15 protein-coding genes are annotated in these 16,477 nt (G+C 73.1%); 7 read left to right on the top strand and 8 right to left on the bottom strand.

What is annotated here, in order from left to right; all coding sequences use genetic code 11:
* Window positions 1–32: 32 nt before the first annotated feature.
* From AB0C78_RS10480 to AB0C78_RS10470, 3 genes are all read right to left on the bottom strand, one after another.
* Window positions 33–518 carry a hypothetical protein gene (locus tag AB0C78_RS10480; protein ID WP_360744823.1) on the bottom strand — a complete coding sequence of 162 codons (486 nt, stop codon included), beginning with the start codon at window positions 516–518 and terminating at the stop codon, window positions 33–35.
* Between the two features lie 368 nt (window positions 519–886).
* Window positions 887–2,545, bottom strand: coding sequence for a serine/threonine-protein kinase (locus tag AB0C78_RS10475; RefSeq protein ID WP_360744820.1), 1,659 nt, complete (start codon window positions 2,543–2,545; stop codon window positions 887–889).
* 89 nt (window positions 2,546–2,634) lie between these two features.
* Window positions 2,635–4,134 (bottom strand): MFS transporter, encoded by a 1,500-nt coding sequence (locus AB0C78_RS10470; protein WP_360744817.1) that lies wholly within the window; start codon window positions 4,132–4,134, stop codon window positions 2,635–2,637.
* Window positions 4,135–4,248: 114 nt separating this feature from the next.
* Between AB0C78_RS10470 and AB0C78_RS10465 the strand changes: the two genes are divergently transcribed.
* Window positions 4,249–5,262, top strand: coding sequence for an AsnC family transcriptional regulator (locus AB0C78_RS10465; RefSeq protein WP_360744814.1), 1,014 nt, complete (start codon window positions 4,249–4,251; stop codon window positions 5,260–5,262).
* A 48-nt stretch (window positions 5,263–5,310) separates the two neighbouring features.
* Here AB0C78_RS10465 and AB0C78_RS10460 read toward each other — a convergent pair whose 3' ends face one another.
* Together AB0C78_RS10460 and AB0C78_RS10455 are read right to left on the bottom strand one after the other, a co-directional pair.
* Window positions 5,311–6,279 carry a TIGR03557 family F420-dependent LLM class oxidoreductase gene (locus tag AB0C78_RS10460; RefSeq protein ID WP_360744811.1) on the bottom strand — a complete coding sequence of 323 codons (969 nt, stop codon included), beginning with the start codon at window positions 6,277–6,279 and terminating at the stop codon, window positions 5,311–5,313.
* A 51-nt stretch (window positions 6,280–6,330) separates the two neighbouring features.
* The gene (locus tag AB0C78_RS10455) at window positions 6,331–6,867 is read right to left on the bottom strand and encodes a DUF892 family protein (RefSeq protein WP_360744808.1); all 537 of its coding nucleotides are present in this window, start codon (window positions 6,865–6,867) and stop codon (window positions 6,331–6,333) included.
* Between the two features lie 270 nt (window positions 6,868–7,137).
* Between AB0C78_RS10455 and AB0C78_RS10450 the strand changes: the two genes are divergently transcribed.
* The 4 genes from AB0C78_RS10450 (at window position 7,138) to AB0C78_RS10435 (ending at window position 10,701) form a co-directional block, all read left to right on the top strand.
* Window positions 7,138–7,425: a hypothetical protein gene (locus AB0C78_RS10450; protein ID WP_360744805.1), complete on the top strand. Its 288-nt coding sequence runs from the start codon at window positions 7,138–7,140 to the stop codon at window positions 7,423–7,425.
* A gap of 109 nt (window positions 7,426–7,534) precedes the next feature.
* Window positions 7,535–7,837 carry a hypothetical protein gene (locus AB0C78_RS10445; RefSeq protein ID WP_360744802.1) on the top strand — a complete coding sequence of 101 codons (303 nt, stop codon included), beginning with the start codon at window positions 7,535–7,537 and terminating at the stop codon, window positions 7,835–7,837.
* Window positions 7,834–9,297 carry a hypothetical protein gene (locus AB0C78_RS10440; protein ID WP_360744799.1) on the top strand — a complete coding sequence of 488 codons (1,464 nt, stop codon included), beginning with the start codon at window positions 7,834–7,836 and terminating at the stop codon, window positions 9,295–9,297. Before AB0C78_RS10445 ends, AB0C78_RS10440 begins: the two co-directional genes overlap by 4 nt.
* Before the next feature lie 360 nt (window positions 9,298–9,657).
* Window positions 9,658–10,701 carry an alpha/beta hydrolase family protein gene (locus tag AB0C78_RS10435; protein WP_360744796.1) on the top strand — a complete coding sequence of 348 codons (1,044 nt, stop codon included), beginning with the start codon at window positions 9,658–9,660 and terminating at the stop codon, window positions 10,699–10,701.
* Window positions 10,702–10,771: 70 nt separating this feature from the next.
* Here AB0C78_RS10435 and AB0C78_RS10430 read toward each other — a convergent pair whose 3' ends face one another.
* From AB0C78_RS10430 to AB0C78_RS10420, 3 genes are all read right to left on the bottom strand, one after another.
* A complete protein-coding gene (locus AB0C78_RS10430; protein ID WP_360744793.1) occupies window positions 10,772–12,028 on the bottom strand; it encodes a PP2C family protein-serine/threonine phosphatase in 1,257 nt (418 codons plus the stop codon).
* 49 nt (window positions 12,029–12,077) lie between these two features.
* Complete coding sequence (locus tag AB0C78_RS10425) at window positions 12,078–12,584, bottom strand: MSMEG_6728 family protein (RefSeq protein ID WP_360744791.1); 507 nt, start codon at window positions 12,582–12,584, stop codon at window positions 12,078–12,080.
* Window positions 12,585–12,647: 63 nt separating this feature from the next.
* Window positions 12,648–14,447: a serine/threonine-protein kinase gene (locus tag AB0C78_RS10420; RefSeq protein ID WP_360744788.1), complete on the bottom strand. Its 1,800-nt coding sequence runs from the start codon at window positions 14,445–14,447 to the stop codon at window positions 12,648–12,650.
* A 265-nt stretch (window positions 14,448–14,712) separates the two neighbouring features.
* On the opposite strand from AB0C78_RS10420, the gene AB0C78_RS10415 reads away from it, so the two are divergent.
* Both AB0C78_RS10415 and AB0C78_RS10410 read left to right on the top strand, forming a co-directional pair.
* Entirely contained in the window at window positions 14,713–15,597 is an 885-nt protein-coding gene (locus AB0C78_RS10415) for an arpA protein (protein WP_360744785.1), read from the top strand.
* Window positions 15,598–15,642: 45 nt separating this feature from the next.
* Window positions 15,643–16,455, top strand: coding sequence for a class I SAM-dependent methyltransferase (locus AB0C78_RS10410; RefSeq protein ID WP_360744782.1), 813 nt, complete (start codon window positions 15,643–15,645; stop codon window positions 16,453–16,455).
* Window positions 16,456–16,477: the final 22 nt, after the last annotated feature.

Genomic DNA, 16,477 nt, shown 5'->3' with positions numbered 1-16,477 from the left:
CGCCCGGGTCGGAGAGTGTCAGGGCTTGGCGGTCACTGGGAGAAGACGTAGGTGGCCGTGAGGGTGACGGACTGCACGAGGCAGAAGCCGCCCGTCGCCGAGACCTTCTGGTTGCTGAAGGTGACGGTGGCCGGGAGCGCGTCACCGCCGGAGTAGGTGCCGTTGATGGTGCCGCCGTAGGTGCAGCCGAGGGCCTCGACGGAGAAGCCGCTGATGCTGGCGTTGCCGCCGCCCAGGCTGCCGCTCCAGGGCAGGTTCTTCGGCGTGACGCTCGCGGGGCAGCCGGAGATGCTCGCGGAGGTGACCGTGAGGGAGCCGTCGGCGGCGAGGTCGCCGCTGAGGGTGGATCCGCTGCAGGTCACGGCGGTGCCCGCGTCGATCGTCATGTTCCCGGACAGGTTGGCGGTGTAGGGGCCGGCCGTCCACGCCAGCGCGGGAGCGGCGGTCGCGGCGACGGCGATCGCGGTGGCGGCGGCGGAGGTGGAGGCGATGGCGGCGATCTTCTTGATGCGGGACAAGGGAAGTCCTCATTTCGGGGACGTCGGGCGTCGCGCCTGCACCCGGAGGGGTGGGAGAATCCGCGACCCGGGACGCCCGATCCGCTCATGTCGGGTGAGCGGTTGGGAGCACCGCGGCGTCGGGGATCGGTGTCCGGAAACCGTCGCGCCACTCGACATCGGTGACCGGCCACCTGGGTAGAACGCGTTCTAGTCAGAACGTAGACAGCGACCGGGAACTCGTCAATACCCGGATCCGGATTCTCAGGCCACGGCCCGTGTCATCGCAGGAAACGGCGGCATTCAAAGGGAACTAGAACTGAATTCTGTTGCAATTCGGACTGCAGCCGGATGGTGCTTCGGGCGGCCGGATCGCGTTCCCGGTGACGTCAGCAGACGCGCACCGATCGGGAGATCTCCTGATGGACGGGGCTCTGCAGGACCATCCGGTAGGTGTGCGTCCCCGCCGTGTCCTCGCTCTGCGACGAGGTGATGGTGAAGTCGGGTTCGGCGGCGGTGTGGATCGGGTGGCCGACGCCGAGGCGCCCGTCGAAGTAGATGCTGAACTGGATGCTCGTGGGGTTCTTGCTGCCCACGATGCTATATCTGAAGGGGAAGTCCTCGTTCTTGGCGTAGCACCCGCTCGCCCCGCCGACCGTGAAGTAGGCGATGCGGGCGGTCGGGCCGCTCGGCTTCGTCGGCGCGGTCCCGCCGCCGCCGGTGCTCCCGCCGCCGGAACCCCCGGAACCACCGGAGCCCCCGGACCCGCGTCCCGGGGTCGGCGTGCCGGACGGACGGCCCCGGCGGCCGGCGCCCGGGCTGCCGGACGAGGCCGACGGCGACGGGCTCCCCGAGGCCGTCGCCGCTCCCGCGCCGGTGTCGGCCGAGCTGCCGGTGCCCTGCCGGGGCTTGCCCGCCGCGTAGCCCGTCGCGCCGGCGTTCTCCGGCGCGGCGTCGGCGCCGTCCGGCCAGGCGAACCAGGCGCCCACCGCCGCGAGGACGGCCAGGACCATGACGCCCGCACCCGCCCCCAGCAGCACGGCGGGCCGCCGCCCCGCGGGCTTCTGCTTCCTGCGCGCGCCGTCGAGCACTGTCTGCGGCGCGCCCGGCATCGGGAGCGGTGCGGCCGCGGGACGCGGGTCGGTGGCCTGCGGAAACGGGCCGGGCACGGGAGGGGCCTGCGCGGGCGGCGGGGGCATGGGCGGCGCGGGCATGGCGGGCGGGGCCGGGGCGGACGGGGCGGTCTCCTCGGCCGGCGCGCCGAGCAGCCGCAGCAGGACGGTCCGCATAGTCGGCCGCCGCGCCGGGTCCTTCGCCAGGCACGCGGTGACGGTCGCGCGGAGCGGCTCGGGCAGTTCGCCGAGGTCGGGCTCGCGCTGCAGGACGCGGTGCATGATCGCCGGGAACGTGTCCGCGCCGAACGGCGGCCGCCCGGTGGCGGCGAACGCGATCACCGAGCCCCAGGCGAACACGTCCACCGGCGGGCCGGCCGCCTCCCCGGCGAACTGCTCGGGCGCCATGTAGGCGGGGGTGCCGATGATGCTGCTCGTCAGGGTGAGCGGGGCCTCGGTGTCGCGGGCGATGCCGAAGTCGATGACCCGCGGGCCGTCCGGACCGAGCAGGACGTTGGACGGCTTGAAGTCGCGGTGCACGACCCCGGCCTCGTGGATCGCCGCGAGCGCGGTCGCGGTCGCGACGGCGAGCCGCCGCAGCGCCGCGCCGTCCCGCCGCCCGGCCTGCTGGAGCGACGGCCCCTCGACGTACTCGGTGACGATGTAGGGGCGCGGCCCGTCCAGGGAGGCGTCCAGGACCTGGGCGATGCAGAACGGGTCGACGCGGCGCGCGTTCGCGATCTCCTTGGTGAACCGCTCGCGGACGCGCGGTTCCGCCGCGATCTCGGCCCGCAGCACCTTCACCGCGACGGGCGTCCCGGCGGCGTCGTGCGCGAGGTAGACCACGCCCTGGCCGCCCATGCCGAGCCGGCCTGCCAGCCGGTAGGGGCCTACGACCTGCGGGTCGTCTGGTGCCAGCGGCTCGGCTTCCGGCATGGGAGCTGACTCCTGGAGCATGGGGGGCGGGGGGCGTGACGCCACCATATTGGATCATCGCCCCCCGTGATCACCGAAGCGCGCGCCGGTCACCGCGCGGACGCGGTCGCCTCACCGGCCTCCGCGGCGGGAACGGCGGGCGCGCCCGCGGCCGGCGGTCGCCGGCGCACCAGGACGAGCACCGCGAGACCGGCGGCGATCGCGATCGCCCCGGCCGTCGCCGTGGCGGCGTCGAGCGCGGACGCGAAGGCCGACGCGACGGCCCCGGCAGGCGCGTGCGCGGCGTGCCCGCCGGAGATCGCCCGGGCGGCGCCGGACGGGTCCGCGACCGCACCGTCGAGGGAACGTTCCAGCGCGGCGTGGAAGACGCTGCCGAGCACCGCGATCCCCAGGGCGAAACCGAGCTGCCGCAGCGCGCTGACCGCCCCCGCCGCGCTCCCGACCCGCTCGGGCGGCACCGCGGCCGTCGCCGCCGCCGTGACGTTCGGGAGCGCGATCCCGACGCCCGCGCCGGTGAGCGCGAACCCGGGGACGAGCGCCGCCCAGCCCGACCCCCCGTCGAGCACCGACTGGCCCAGCGTCCCGGCGCCGACGAGGAGCAGCCCGATGCCGACGGTCAGCCGCGGCGGGACCGCGTGCAGGAACCGCCCGGTCAGCCAGGACGCGGCGAACGCCGTCCCGCTCATCGGCAGGATCGCGAGTCCCGCGCCGATCGCGCTCAGCCCGGCCACCGACTGCAGCCACAGCGAGGTGTAGAGCAGGTACCCGAACGCCGTCCCGGACATCGCCAGCGACGCGATCATGATCCCGGTGAAGCCCGGCGCGCGGAACAGCCGCAGGTCCAGGAGCGGGTGCGGCGAGCGCAGCTCGACGGCCGCGAACGCCGCCAGCGCGGCGGCCCCCGCGGCGAGCCACCCGAGCGTCGCGGCGGAGGTCCAGCCCGCGTCGCCCGCCCGCGTCAGCGCGTAGGTCACCGCGCCCGCGGCCACGGCGAACAGCGCGACCCCAGGCACGTCGATCCGGCGCGCCGCCGGGTCGCGCGACTCGGCCACCACCCGCAGCGTCAGCGCCACCGCCAGCACGCTGACCGGCAGGTTCAGCAGGAAGATCCACCGCCAGCCGAAGGCCTGCGTCAGCAGCCCGCCGAGCACCGGCCCGGCCCCGGCGGCGGCTCCGTTGACCGCGCCCCAGACACCGAACGCCACGGCCCGGTCGCGGCCGTCGTAGGACGCGGTGACCAGCGCGACCGTCGTCGCGAACATCATCGCCGCGCCGGCTCCCTGGACCGCGCGCGCCGCGAGCAGCACCGCGGCGTCCGGCGCGAACCCGCAGGCCAGCGACGCCAGCGCGAACAGCACCAGCCCGCCCACGTACACCCGGCGCCGCCCGGCCCGGTCGGCGAGCGCGCCCGCGCCCATCAGCAGCGCCGCGAGCACCAGCGCGTAGACGTCCATCACCCACTGCAGCGAGGAGTACGACGCCCCCAGGCCCGCCGCCAGGTCCGGCAGCGCCACCGTGACGATGTTGACGTCCACCAGCAGCATGAACGCCCCGAGGCACACGGCCGTCAGGGGCCACCACTTGCCCATCTCTCGTCCTTCGCGATCGTCCGTCGTGTCCCGGCAACGATCACGCGAGGAACGCCAAGAAACCACTCAGAGACGGCGGATCTCCACGTTTTCGACATCTTCTACCCTGTGCTGGTGGAAATCCATGAAGCGGACGACCTCGACCGGCGGCTGATCCACGCCCTCCAGCTGGACGGCCGGGCCTCGTTCAGCCGCATCGCGGAGGTGCTCGGCGTCTCCGACCAGACCGTCGCCCGCCGCTACCGCCGGCTGCGGACCCGCGACCTGCTGCGGATCGTCGCCGTCCCGCCCGCCGACCACGCCGGGCACGGCCGGTGGCTGCTGCGGCTCCGCTGCGCGCCGGGCGCCGCCGAGAACGTCGCCGCGACGCTCGCGCGGCGCCCCGACACCGCGTGGGTCCAGATCGTCTCCGGCGGCACCGAGGTGCTGTGCATCGCGCGCGCCCGCAGCCAGGACGAGAGCGAGCAGTACCTGCTCGAGCGGCTCCCGCGCAGCGCCCGGATCGTCGACATCGCCGCCCACTCCGTCCTGCACACCTACTACGGCTCGCCGAACCGGCTCCGCGGCCTCAGCGCGCTCACGCCGCGGCAGGTCCGCGCCCTCGCCCCGGACCCGGTACCCGAGGACGGCGACGTCCCGCCGCTCGGCCCCGGCGACCAGCGGCTCCTGGACGTCCTCGCCCGGGACGGCCGGGCCGGGCACGCCGAGCTCGCCGCCGCGACCGGCTGGTCGCCGTCCACCGTCGGCCGCCGCCTCGACCGCCTCCAGGCCACCGGCGTCCTGCACTTCTACGCCGAGTTCGACCTCCGCTACGTGGGCCTGCACACGGCGGCGCGGCTCTGGACGAGCGTGCCGCCCGCCGACCTCGCCGCCACCGGGCGGGCGCTCGCCGAGCATCCCGAGGTCGTCTTCGCCGCGGCCACCACCGGCCCGACGAACCTCGCCGTCCAGGTCGTCTGCCGCGACTCCCGGCACCTCTACCGGTACCTCACCGAACGGGTCGCCGCGCTGCCGGCGGTCCGGCACGTCGAGACCGCGCCGATCGTGCGGAACGTCAAGCGCGCCGGAACCGTCCTGGACCCGGCCTTCCGCACCGCACGGAGACCGGGCCCGGGCGGTGCGCCGTGACCAGGCCCGGACGGCGGGCGCCGGCCGGGCGGAGCTGGGTGAGGCCGGTCAGCCGAAGCGCTCCCGCAGCGCCGGAAGGAGGTCGCCCTCAGCCCAGGTACGGAAGTCCTTCTGGTGGTCCGGCCCGCTCTGGCAGAACGCGATGTGCGTGAACCCCGCGTCCTTCCACTGCTGGACGGCCTGGAGGTAGTCCTCCACGTTGTCGCCGCACGGCACCGACTCGGCCACGTCGTCCGGGCGGACGGTCTTGGTCGCCGCCTCGAAGTTCACCGTCCCCGGAAGCTCCGCCATCACCTTCCAGGCGGGCGCGGAGAACTTCCAGTAGCGGTGCGCCCGCTGCTTGCACTCCTCGTAGTCCTGCCCGTAGGCGACCGGGATCTGCCCGTAGACGGGCTTGCCCCCACCGCCCTCCCCGTGGAAGAGGCTCACCACGTCGCCGACCGGCTGGTCGGAGATGAGCAGGTCGGCGTGCTGCGCCGCGAGCCGCCCGGCCCGCGGCCCGAACGCGGCCATCCCAATGGGGACGCGCTGCTCCGGCACGTCCCACAGCTTCGCCGAGTCGACGCGGAAGTGCTTGCCCTCGTAGTTGACGTAGTCGCCGGAGAACAGCGCCTTGATGATCTCGACGGCCTCGGCGAACATCTCGTGCCGGACGTCCACCGACGGCCAGCCGCGCCCCACGACGTGCTCGTTCAGGTTCTCGCCCGCGCCGAGCCCGAGCGTGAACCGCCCGTCCGACAGGATCCCCACGGTGGCGGCCTTCTGCGCCACCACCGCCGGGTGGTACCGCATGATCGGGCAGGTCACGAACGTCATCAGCGGGATGCGGTGCGTCGCCTGGGCGAGGGCGCCGAGCACCGACCACGCGTAGGCCGAATGCCCCTGGGACTCCAGCCACGGGAAGTAGTGATCGGAGATGACGGAGTAGTCGAAGCCCGCGTCCTCCGCCTCGACGAGGTCGGTGACCAGCTGTTTCGGTGGTGTCTGCTCGCAGAGCAGCGTGTATCCGAATTCCATGAGGGCTCCGTTACCCGGGGGAACGCGCCCAATCGCCGGGACGCTCCGGAATCAGTTGCCGAGCAGGTCCATGATGTCGTCGGCGTGGTCCTCCTCCTCGGCGAGGATGTCCTCCATGAGGCGGCGCGTGGTGACGTCCCCGTCGCCGAGCCACCGGATGATCTCCTGGTAGGACTCGATGACGATCCGCTCGGCGACGAGGTTCTCCTGGAGCATGCCCTTGAGGTCGTTGTCGTCGAACGTCTCGTAGGTGGTGTGCGAGCGCTTCGCCAGCGTCTCGGGGTTGAAGTCCGGGTCGCCGCCGAGCTGGCTGATCCGCTCCGCGGCGCGCATCGCGTGGTCGCGCTCCTCGTCGGCGTGCTCGGTGAACTCGGCGGCGACCTGCGCGCGGTCGATGCCGGTCGCGCTGATCGCGTGCTGCGAGTAGCGCATCCAGCAGACGATCTCGGTGGCGAGCACGTCGTTGAGGACGCCGATGACCTCCTCGGGGCTGCGCTTGTAGCCCGACGTCACCGGGCCGTCGGCCATCTTCTGCCGGGCGCGCTCCCGGATCTTCGCCACGTCGATGCTGAAGCTGTTGTCGGCCATGCCTCTCCTCCTGGTCAGCCGGGGACGGTCCTTCTCCTACCCAGCACCCGATCTCCATGCCTGCGGGAGCCGGACGGGACACCGCGGTACGGCGGCGGTGACGGAAGAGGCGCCAGAGGCGGCATGAAACCCAGAGTGACCGTGCCACTACTTGGACACGAACAGTCACGCGTGCTATACGTAGAGCTATCTCGCCACGACCTGTGGTGGGAAAGGGACATCCGGGCTCCACCTTGAGATCCGGGCGTGACAAGGAAGAAAAGGAACCACATGAAGTCCTTCAGCTACACCGAGCTGGACCAGCTGGCCGGCGAGGTTCTGCCGGAGCGCGCCGTGCTGTCCACCCTTCTCGTCGGTGGCGGCAGCGACAACGACAACTCGAACCTCAACTTCAACCACGGCGGCGGCCACGACGGCGGCACGACCGCGGTCGTCCCGAACTGCCAGAGCAACATCAACCACTCGCAGGGCGGCCTCATCGGCGCGCTGGGCCTCAGCTCCGAGAACCCCAACTCGTCGTTCACCTGCGCCGGCAGCTCGGTGGTCTCGGGTCACTGATCCGAATCGACGTGTTACGCGGGCTCCGGCCCGCTGGGGAAGGGCTGGCGTTCTCCCGCCGGCCCTTCCCCCCTTTCCGGGATTTCTGTGACGACCTGTTAGGCGACCGATGAGCCAGACCAACCCTCACACGTTCAGCTATGCCGAACTCGACCTGCTGTCCGGCGAGGTGCTGCCGGAGCGGGCCGTGCTGTCGACCCTGCTCGCCGCAGGCGGCGGCGGTGACAACGACAACAAGAACATCAACATCAACGACGGCGGGTCCGGCGGCTCCGACACCGAGGTCGCCTACGCCTGCCAGTACACGCACTCGACCGGCACGCCCGGCCTGCTCGGCACCGGCCTGTTCGCCGAGCCCGGCTACACGACGACGACCTGCGTCCCGGTCGTCGTCCACCACCACGGCTCATGAGCGGAGCACACCGCAAGGCCGCCTCCCCGGCACGAGCGGCCACGAGCGCCCCCGCGCAGCCGGCGAGGACGCCGCGGCCGGCGAGCACCGCACGGCCGGCCGACGCGGGGCAGGCCGCGTCCGGCGCGCGGTCCGTGGCGACGGCGCAGCCCGCCGCGTCCCTCACCCTGCCGGTCCTCGCCGACGGCGTGGAGCTCGTCGGCGAGTTCAAGAACTCCGGCTACCGCGAACCGCCCCAGCTCGTCTGCCTGCCGAACCGGCAGCTCGTCCGGCTCCCGCCGCTGCTGTTCCTGGTCGCCAAGGCGCTGCACGAGCACCGCGACCTCGCCCGCACCACCGACATCGAGACGGCCCTGGACCGGGTCGCCGACGCGGTCTCCCAGGAGGCGGGCGCCCGGCTCACCGGCGAGCAGGTCGTCTACCTCGCCGACCGCAAGCTCGCCCCGCTCGGCGTCACCACCTACAGCGACGGCACGGCCCCGCCCGTGGTGAAAGCCGACCCGTTCCTCGGGCTCCGGTTCCGGATCGCGGTGTTCCCCGAGTCGGTCACCTGGTTCGTCGCGGGCCTGTTCGGCTGGCTGTTCCGGCCCGTCACGCTGGTGCTCGCGCTGGTCGCCGTCGTCTCCGCCGAGACCTGGGTGCTGACCACCCGGTCGATGAGCGCGGCGCTGCAGCACACCATCCTCGCCCCGGTCAGCATCCTGCTGATCATGGGCCTCGGGGTGGCGTCCTGCGCGTTCCACGAGATCGGGCACGCCGCCGCCTGCCGGTACGGAGGCGTCCGGCCCGGCGTGATGGGCTGCGGCATCTACCTGGTCTGGCCGGCGTTCTACACCGACATCACCGAGTCGTACCGGCTCGGACGGCTCGGCCGGCTGCGCGCCGATCTCGCCGGCGTCTACTTCAACGGCATCTTCGTGGTCGCGCTGACGCTGGCGTACATGAAGACGGGGTTCGAGCCGCTGCTCGTCGCGGTGCTGTACGTCAACCTCGAGATCCTGCAGCAGCTGCTGCCGACGCTGCGCTTCGACGGCTACTACATCATGTCCGACCTCGTCGGCGTCCCCGACCTGTTCAAGTACATCGGGCCCATCCTGCGGCGCGCGCTGCTGCTGCGCCGCGCCGACACCCGGCTGAACGACCTGAAGCGCTGGCCGCAGGTCTTCGTCACGATGTGGGTACTGATCATCGTCCCGGTGATGCTGTTCCAGCTCGCCCTGATCTCCACGCAGGTCCCCGGGCTGATCCGGATGGACTGGCGGAAGATCCAGGGGCTGGCCGCCGAGGCCGCGCACGGCGCCGGCGCGCTGCAGCTGATCGCCTCGGGGCTGCAGATCGTGCTGCTGGTGCTGCCGCTGCTGGGCCTGGCGCTGATCCTGTTCCGGCTGCTGCGCGGCGCGGTGCGGATGGCCGTCAAGTACGTGAACGGCCCGTCCGCCGAGCCGGTGCCGGAGGCCTGAGAGCACGCGCCGGGACCGGAGCACCTCGGGAACCCGGCACATCCCGGAGCACCGGGAACATCGAATACATCGCGCACATCCCGAACACCGCACGCGCCGGGCGCCCGAAAGGGCGTCCGGCGCGACGCATGTACGGAGAACAATCTTCTCCGCGATTCTCCGGCGATGCTTGGAACGTACCCGGAACGGGAATCTACTCGGAGTAAGTAGCAGAATCCCCCAATCCCGGACCGCACATCGGTACCGGGCCGGACAACGGCCCGAAGGCAGCCGGCGGGAGCGCGACCCGCCCTTCGCCGCGCTGCGCGCATTCGCCGCTACCACGGCGCTCCCCTTTTCCGGCCGGCCCACCCTGCCGGCATGCCCGGAAGGCCCGCATTGCTCCGACGCTCCACCCCCGTCGCAGGGCCGGGGTCCCTCGCCCTGCTGCTCCCCCTCGTCCTGGCCGCCGCGCTCGCCACCGCCGTCCCCGCCGTCTCCACCGCCCGTCCCGCAGCCGCCGCGACGACCGCGACCGGCGCCGTGACCGGCGCGAAGGTGATCGCGGAGACGGACGTCGCGCCGCGGACCATCGACCTCACCGTCCAGTCCCCGGCGATGGGCGCGCAGGAGAAGGTGCGCCTCCTCCTCCCGCCCGGATGGTCCAGGACCGCCGACCGGAGATGGCCGACCCTGTGGCTGCTGCACGGCGGCGTCGACGACTACACCGCCTGGACGCGCGACACCGACGTCGCCGAACTCACCGCGCATTCCCCCGTCATCGTCGTCATGCCGGAAGGCGGAAGGTGCGGCAATTACTCCGACTGGTGGAACTACGGGAACGGCGGCTCGCCCGAATGGGAGACCTTCCACATGAAGGAGCTCCGCACCATCCTGGAGAACGGCTACCGGGCGAACGGTCACCGCGTCGTCGCCGGCAATTCCATGGGCGGCCTCGGCGCGATGCTGTACGCGGCCCGGTTCCCCGGAATGTTCGCGGCGGCCGCCGCCTTCAGCGGCTACGTCGACACCCTTTACGGCTACAAGCCGGGCGACGACTCGATCGGCTGGGGGCCGTCCTTCTCCTGCCCCGGTACCGACTGGCGGCGCGTCTGGGGCGAGCCCGACGCGCAGGCCGCGATCTGGCACGCGCACAACCCGACCGACCTCGCCGGCCGCCTCGCGGGCGTCCGGCTGTACGTGGCCAGCGGCGACGGCAAGGCCGGATCGCTCGGCGGGCTCCCGTTCACCGACCCCGTCGAGGCCGCCGCGAACGACGTCTCGCACGCCTTCGCCGACCGGCTGGACGCCCTCGGCATCCCCGTCGCCACCCGCTTCTTCGACGGCCAGCACTCCTGGCCGTACTGGCAGCGGGACCTCCACGACGCCTACCCGATGCTGATGCGCGCCCTCGGCGTGTCCTGACCGGACGGTTCCCGACCGGACGCGCCGTCATCGAGCGCGACATGATCGGGCGCACGCCCCCGGGCGCGGGTCACCCCGCGTCGGAGGCGGCGCGCCCGATGCCCGCCGAGCCGCGCCACTCCAGCACCAGGACGGTGGCGTCGTCGTCGAGCCGGCCATCGTGGTGCACCAGGATGCTGTGGATGAGCCGGCGCAGGGTCTCGGGGACCGGCAGCCCGTCGGCGTTGCGGCGGATGATGAAGTCGACGAACCGGACGATCCCGAACTCCTCCTTGTTCGGGTCGCGCGCCTCCACGATGCCGTCGGTGTAGAGGAGCAGCCGGTCGCCGGGTTCGAGCTGCTCCCGGCAGACCGCCGGCTCGACGCCGAGGTCGGTGCCGAGCGGATTGCCGGGCTCGCAGTCCAGCGTCGTCACCCAGCGCCCGCCGCGGATCACCACCGGCGGCGGGTGGCCGTGCGAGATCCACGACAGCACGCCCGTCCGGGTGTCCAGCTCCGCGAGGACCGCCGTGACGAACCGGCCCGACTCGTCCTCCTCGATCAGCACCTCCTCGATGGCGCGGCCGCTCTCCACCAGGCCGGCGCCCTGCAGGCGGCTGTTGCGGTGCGCCGCGACCGCGAGGGTCGCGGTGATGCCGGCCGAGGTGTCGTGGCCCATCGCGTCGAAGACGGCGAGGTGGACGGTGTCGCCCGCGAGGCCGTAGTCGAAGGTGTCGCCGCCGAGCTTGTAGGCCGGCTCCAGCGCCGCGCCGATCACCATCGCGTCGTTGGCGAACGTCATCGGCGGCAGCAGCCGCCACTGCATCTCCGCCGACACGGTCATGTCGCGGGTGCGCACCAGCCGGGCGAGCGAGTCGCTGCACGGGCCCTTGCTGACGATCAGCAGCGCGACCAGGCCCGCGAGGTGCTCGGCGTCGGCCGCGGCCTCCTCGTCGCCGGGTTCGACGGTGGCGCGCAGGACGCCGATCCGTTCCGAGCCGTCCAGGACCGGGACCCAGAGGTGGCGGCCGCCGCCCTCCACGGGGTGCCCCGTGACCTTCTCGACGTTCTGGTAGGCGCGGCCGGCGAGGGTGCCCTCGACGCGGAGCTCCTCCGGCTCGTCGCCGGACCGCCGGCCGGCGTCGCCGCCGCGGCCGGTGAGCAGGCGCAGCACCTGCTGCTGGAGGTCCACCACGTAGATCCGCACGTCGGCGAGGCCGGCGCGCGCGGCGTGCTCGGCGACCAGGCCGGGCATCTGCTCCAGCGAGATCACGTGGCTGGCGGCCACCAGGTCGCGCAGCAGCCGCTCGCCGCGGGGCCGGCCGTCCGGCCGTCCATCGGCGTCCATCGCCCACCTCCGGGTCCAGGCCCTGCCCGGGCCCTCTCCAGGTCAGGCCCTACCCCGCATCCGCCCCGCTATGACCCCCGGGACGCCCGGGGCGGCCGCGGTCCGAGCGCGGCCAGACGTAGGGGAGATCGTCGGGAACGTCCGGGAAGAGCGGGCCGTAGTGGGCGGGGTCCTTGCGGACGAGCGCGGAGCGGTGGCTGAGGTGGAACGCGGGCTCGCCGAGCCACGGCGGCAGCTGACCGGCGCGGGCGAGCGCCGCCTGGTCGCGTGCCCGCGCGGGGCCGCCTCCGGCGGCGAGTTCGGCGGTCATCGCGGCGGCGCAGGTGTCGGCGCGCCCGAGCGCCCGCCAGCGCGCGCAGATCTCCAGGCCGTAGCGGACGACCGCCTCCTCGTAGCCCGTCCACATGAGCACCGCGGGATGGCGCTGCCAGCCGTACCCGGGGACGGTGAGGGCGCGGAACACCTGGAGCGCCTCCACCCGCTGCTTGCCGAGCCGCCGCGGGTCGAGGACGCGGGCGGTGGCGGCGAAGTCCGGGTACGGCAGGAACGTCTGCACCTCCCTCCCGTACCCGGTGCCCGGCGCGTCACTTCGGTCAGGCGCGTCACTTCGGCATGTGCGTCACTTCGGCAGGAGGGCGGCGAACTCGGGCTTCAGCAGGTCGCGGATCTTGGCGTAGGGGGCGCCGAAGTCGAGGTTGCCGCAGCCGTCGCTGCCGGAGCCGAACCAGGCGAGCTGGAAGTCGGACGGGGTGAGGTAGGCGCTCAGGTGCGGCGGGGTCTTCGAGGCGCCCTTGTACAGGCCCTCGGCCGGGGCGGGCTGGAAGTCGGCGGGCTTCCAGGGGTCGCTGGCCGGGCAGTCGGAGATCGGTGTGCGCCCGTCCCGCTGGACGAGCCGGGACTTGAGCGTTCCCAGCCCGGCGGCGGTGAGCGTGCCGGGACGGAACACGTCGGACGCGGTGACCCGGCGGCCGGTGCGCAGGTCGACGGTGACGACCTCGCCGCCGGGCGACCCGTCGGCCTGCCGGCACCAGTCGGACATCTGGAAGTACCGGACCGACACCAGCCGCGGCCCGTTGAGCCCCACGCGGGTCTGGACCGTCACGGTGGTCGGGGTGCTGCCGCACGCGACCTGCTTGCGGCTGTCCTTCGCGAGCGCGATCAGGTCGTCGAGCGGGGCGCGCAGCTCGGCGTTGATGCGGCGCTGGAGGGCCGCGTCGTGCAGGCCGCTGACCGTGGCGTACTTCGCGCCGTCGACCTTGACGGACGTGCCGGGGATCGTCTCGGTCTGGGCGGCCAGGACGAGGCGGGGGTGGTCCTGCGGGGTCTTCTTGGTGGAGTCCTTCGTCGCGTAGACGGCGCCGCCCGCCGCGGCGGCGACGACGGCGACGCCCGCCGCCGCGAGCGCGCCCTTGCCGGCGGCGGTGGCGAGGAAGCCCTTGCTGACGGCCGCGCCCGTGGATCCCGCACCGGCGGACACGCCACCGCCCGTCCCGGCGGCACCGGCGGCACCGGCCGTGCCGGCGGCGCCCGTGCCGGCGGCAGCACCCGGGGCGACCGCGAGCGCGCCGAGCGGGAACAGGGCCGCCAGCGCCACGGCCGCGGCCGCGAGCGCCCGGACGCCCCGCTGCTCCCAGTCCGGCCCGTAGGCGGCGACGGCGGCCGACTCGAGCTCGCCGACGAACGCGGCGGCGCCGGGCGGGCGGTCCCCCGCCTGCTTCGCCAGCCCCTTCGCCACGAGCGGGCGCAGCCGCTCGGGGACGTCCCCCATGTCTGCCTCGGCGGTCAAATGCTGGTTCATCAGCGCGACGCGCTCGCCCGCCGCGAACGGCCGCCGCCCCGTCACGCACTCCACGAACACGCAGGTCGCGGCGTACACGTCGGTGGCGGGGGTGGCGGCCTCGCCGCGCCACTGCTCCGGCGCCATGTAGGCGGGCGTCCCGGCGGCGGAGCCCTCGCCGGCCAGCACGGCCACGCCGAAGTCGACGAGCTTGCTCAGCCCGTCCGGCCGGACGACCACGTTCGCGGGCTTGTAGTCGCGGTGGACGACCCCGACGGCGTGCGCGGCGGCCAGCCCGAGCAGCGACCCCTTCAGCACCAGCAGCGCCGCCTCCGGCGCGAGCCGGCCGTGCTCGGCCAGCACCGCCTTCAGCGACGCGCCGTTGACCGCCTCCATCACGATCGCCGAGCCCTCGGCGCTCTCCACGAAGCGGAACAGCCGCGCGACGTACGGGCTGGTCAGCCGCCCGAGCATCTGCGCCTCGGCGCGCAGCCCGGCGACGGCCGCCGGGTCGCCGCCGGCCAGGTACTTGATCGCGACGGGCGCGCCGGTCTCGGCGTGCCGGGCCAGCACGACGCGGCCCTGCGCGCCGCGGCCGAGCTCGCGTTCCTCGACGAAGCCCGTCAGCCGCCAGTCCGCCATGCGCCCTCCCGGGGGTGAAGTAGTGGACCAGTGTCCCAACCGTCGGAGACGCCGTCACCCGGGCGAAGGTTCGGACCGGTCTCGATCAACAGGTGATATGGGACACACCGGACAGTGTGCCCGCGCGGGCAGTGGACCGTTCGAAGCCACAGGTCACCGACCGGCCTTATCGAATTCTGACAAAGCCGCCGGGAAAGCGCGGTCATGAATGTGCGCGGGGATTGTGCTAAAACCCGGATGGGGTTCGCCACGCGGAAGGATCTTGATGGGCGCAGTGGAGGCTCGGGCCGCCGGCCGGGCGGCAGGCACGGAACTGGTCGACACCGATCTCTATCCGCTGGACGAACCGGAGGGCGCCGGCTGGACGGCCGTCGTTTCCCGGGTCCGCGAGGAGCTGGCGAATTCCGGGTGCTGCGTGCTTCCGGACTTCATTCGTGGCGCATTGCAGCAGCGGCTGCGGACGGAATGCGCAGCCATCGCGCCGAACGCTCATTACGACGTCGAAACGGTGAACGCCTACAACATCGACATCGGCACGCCGCTGCCCGACCGCCATCCGGGCCGTATCACCGTCGAGCGCGGGAACGCGTTCGTGGCGCGCGACCTCATCCCGCGCGACCTGATCGTCCACCGGCTCTATTCGGACCCGCTTTTCCAGCGGTTCGTGGCCGCGTGCTTCGGCCTGCCGCGCGTCCACGAACTGGCCGACCCGCTGTCCGGGCTGTGCCTGAACGTCGTGAAGCCCGGCATGGAGCACCCGTGGCATTTCGACACCAACGAGTTCACGGTGAGCCTGCTGACGCAGCTCCCCCGGGACGGCGGCGTCTTCGAGTACTGCCCGAACATCCGGTCCGCGGCGGACGAGAACCTCGACGCCGTCCGCGACGTCCTCACCGGGCGCGGCGCGCACCTGGTGCGGCGGCTGGTGCTGCGCCCCGGTGACCTGCAGCTCTTCAAGGGGCGCTACTCCCTGCACCGGGTCAGCGAGGTGCGCGGGGACGTCGCGCGGCACACCGCGATCCTCGCCTACAGCGAGCGGCCCGGCGTGGTCGGCAGCGTCGAGCGCACCCGGCAGCTGTTCGGCCGGGTGCTGCCCGAGCACCTGGCGGCGGAGGGACGCGCCGTCCGGGTGGACGCGCTGCTCGACTGAAGCGAGGAATCCCGGCCCACCCGCCTTCGCCAGGAAGGACCCGACGTGCGCGTCGACACGACCGGAAAGATCTCGCTCGACCACATCTACACCGAGCCGGACCCGCGCGCCTACTTCGGCACTCTGCGCGGCCTCGACTACAACATCCCGGAACTGGCGAAGCCGCACTTCTCCGGGCTCATCGCGGAATACCGGGAGGCCCGCGGCGTGCCGGTTCCGACGGTCGTGGACATCGGCTGCTCGTACGGCATCAACGCGGCGCTGCTGAAATACGGCGTCACGATGGCGGAGCTGTACGATCGCTACGGCGGCCGCGACGCCGAACCGCTGACCCGCGCCGCGCTCCTGTCCCGCGACCGTGAGCTGGTCCGTTCCCGTGAACGTGCGAATCGCGTCCGTTTCGTCGGTCTCGACGCGTCCGAGAACGCCCTTTCCTATGCGCTCGACGCGGGATTCCTGGACGGCGCCGTGCACGCCGACCTGGAGAGCGGCGATCCGACCGATGAGCAGGCCGCGCGGCTGTCCCGCGCCGATCTGGTCATTTCCACCGGCTGCCTCGGCTACGTCACCGAGCGGACCATCGCGCGGGTCGTCGAGGCGGCGGGCGGCCGCCGGCCGTGGATGGCGCACTTCATCCTGCGCATGTTCCCCTTCGACCCGATCGCCGAGACGCTCGCGGCGGCGGGCTACGAGACCGTCCGCCGCGACGGCCTGTTCCGGCAGCGGCGGTTCGCGACGGACGAGGAGCAGGCGCTCGTGCTGGACAGGCTGGCGGACGCCGGCGTCGACCCGTCCGGCGTCGAGGACGGCGGCTGGCTCTACGCCGGCCTGTACGTCTCCCGCCCCCGCGGGGAATGAACACCGTTGGTCCCGGGCGTGC

It is taken from the genome of Actinomadura sp. NPDC048394 (assembly GCF_040651755.1).
In the GTDB taxonomy this organism is placed as follows: domain Bacteria; phylum Actinomycetota; class Actinomycetes; order Streptosporangiales; family Streptosporangiaceae; genus Spirillospora; species Spirillospora montaniterrae.
This window is presented reverse-complemented; position numbering and strand designations above follow the sequence as displayed.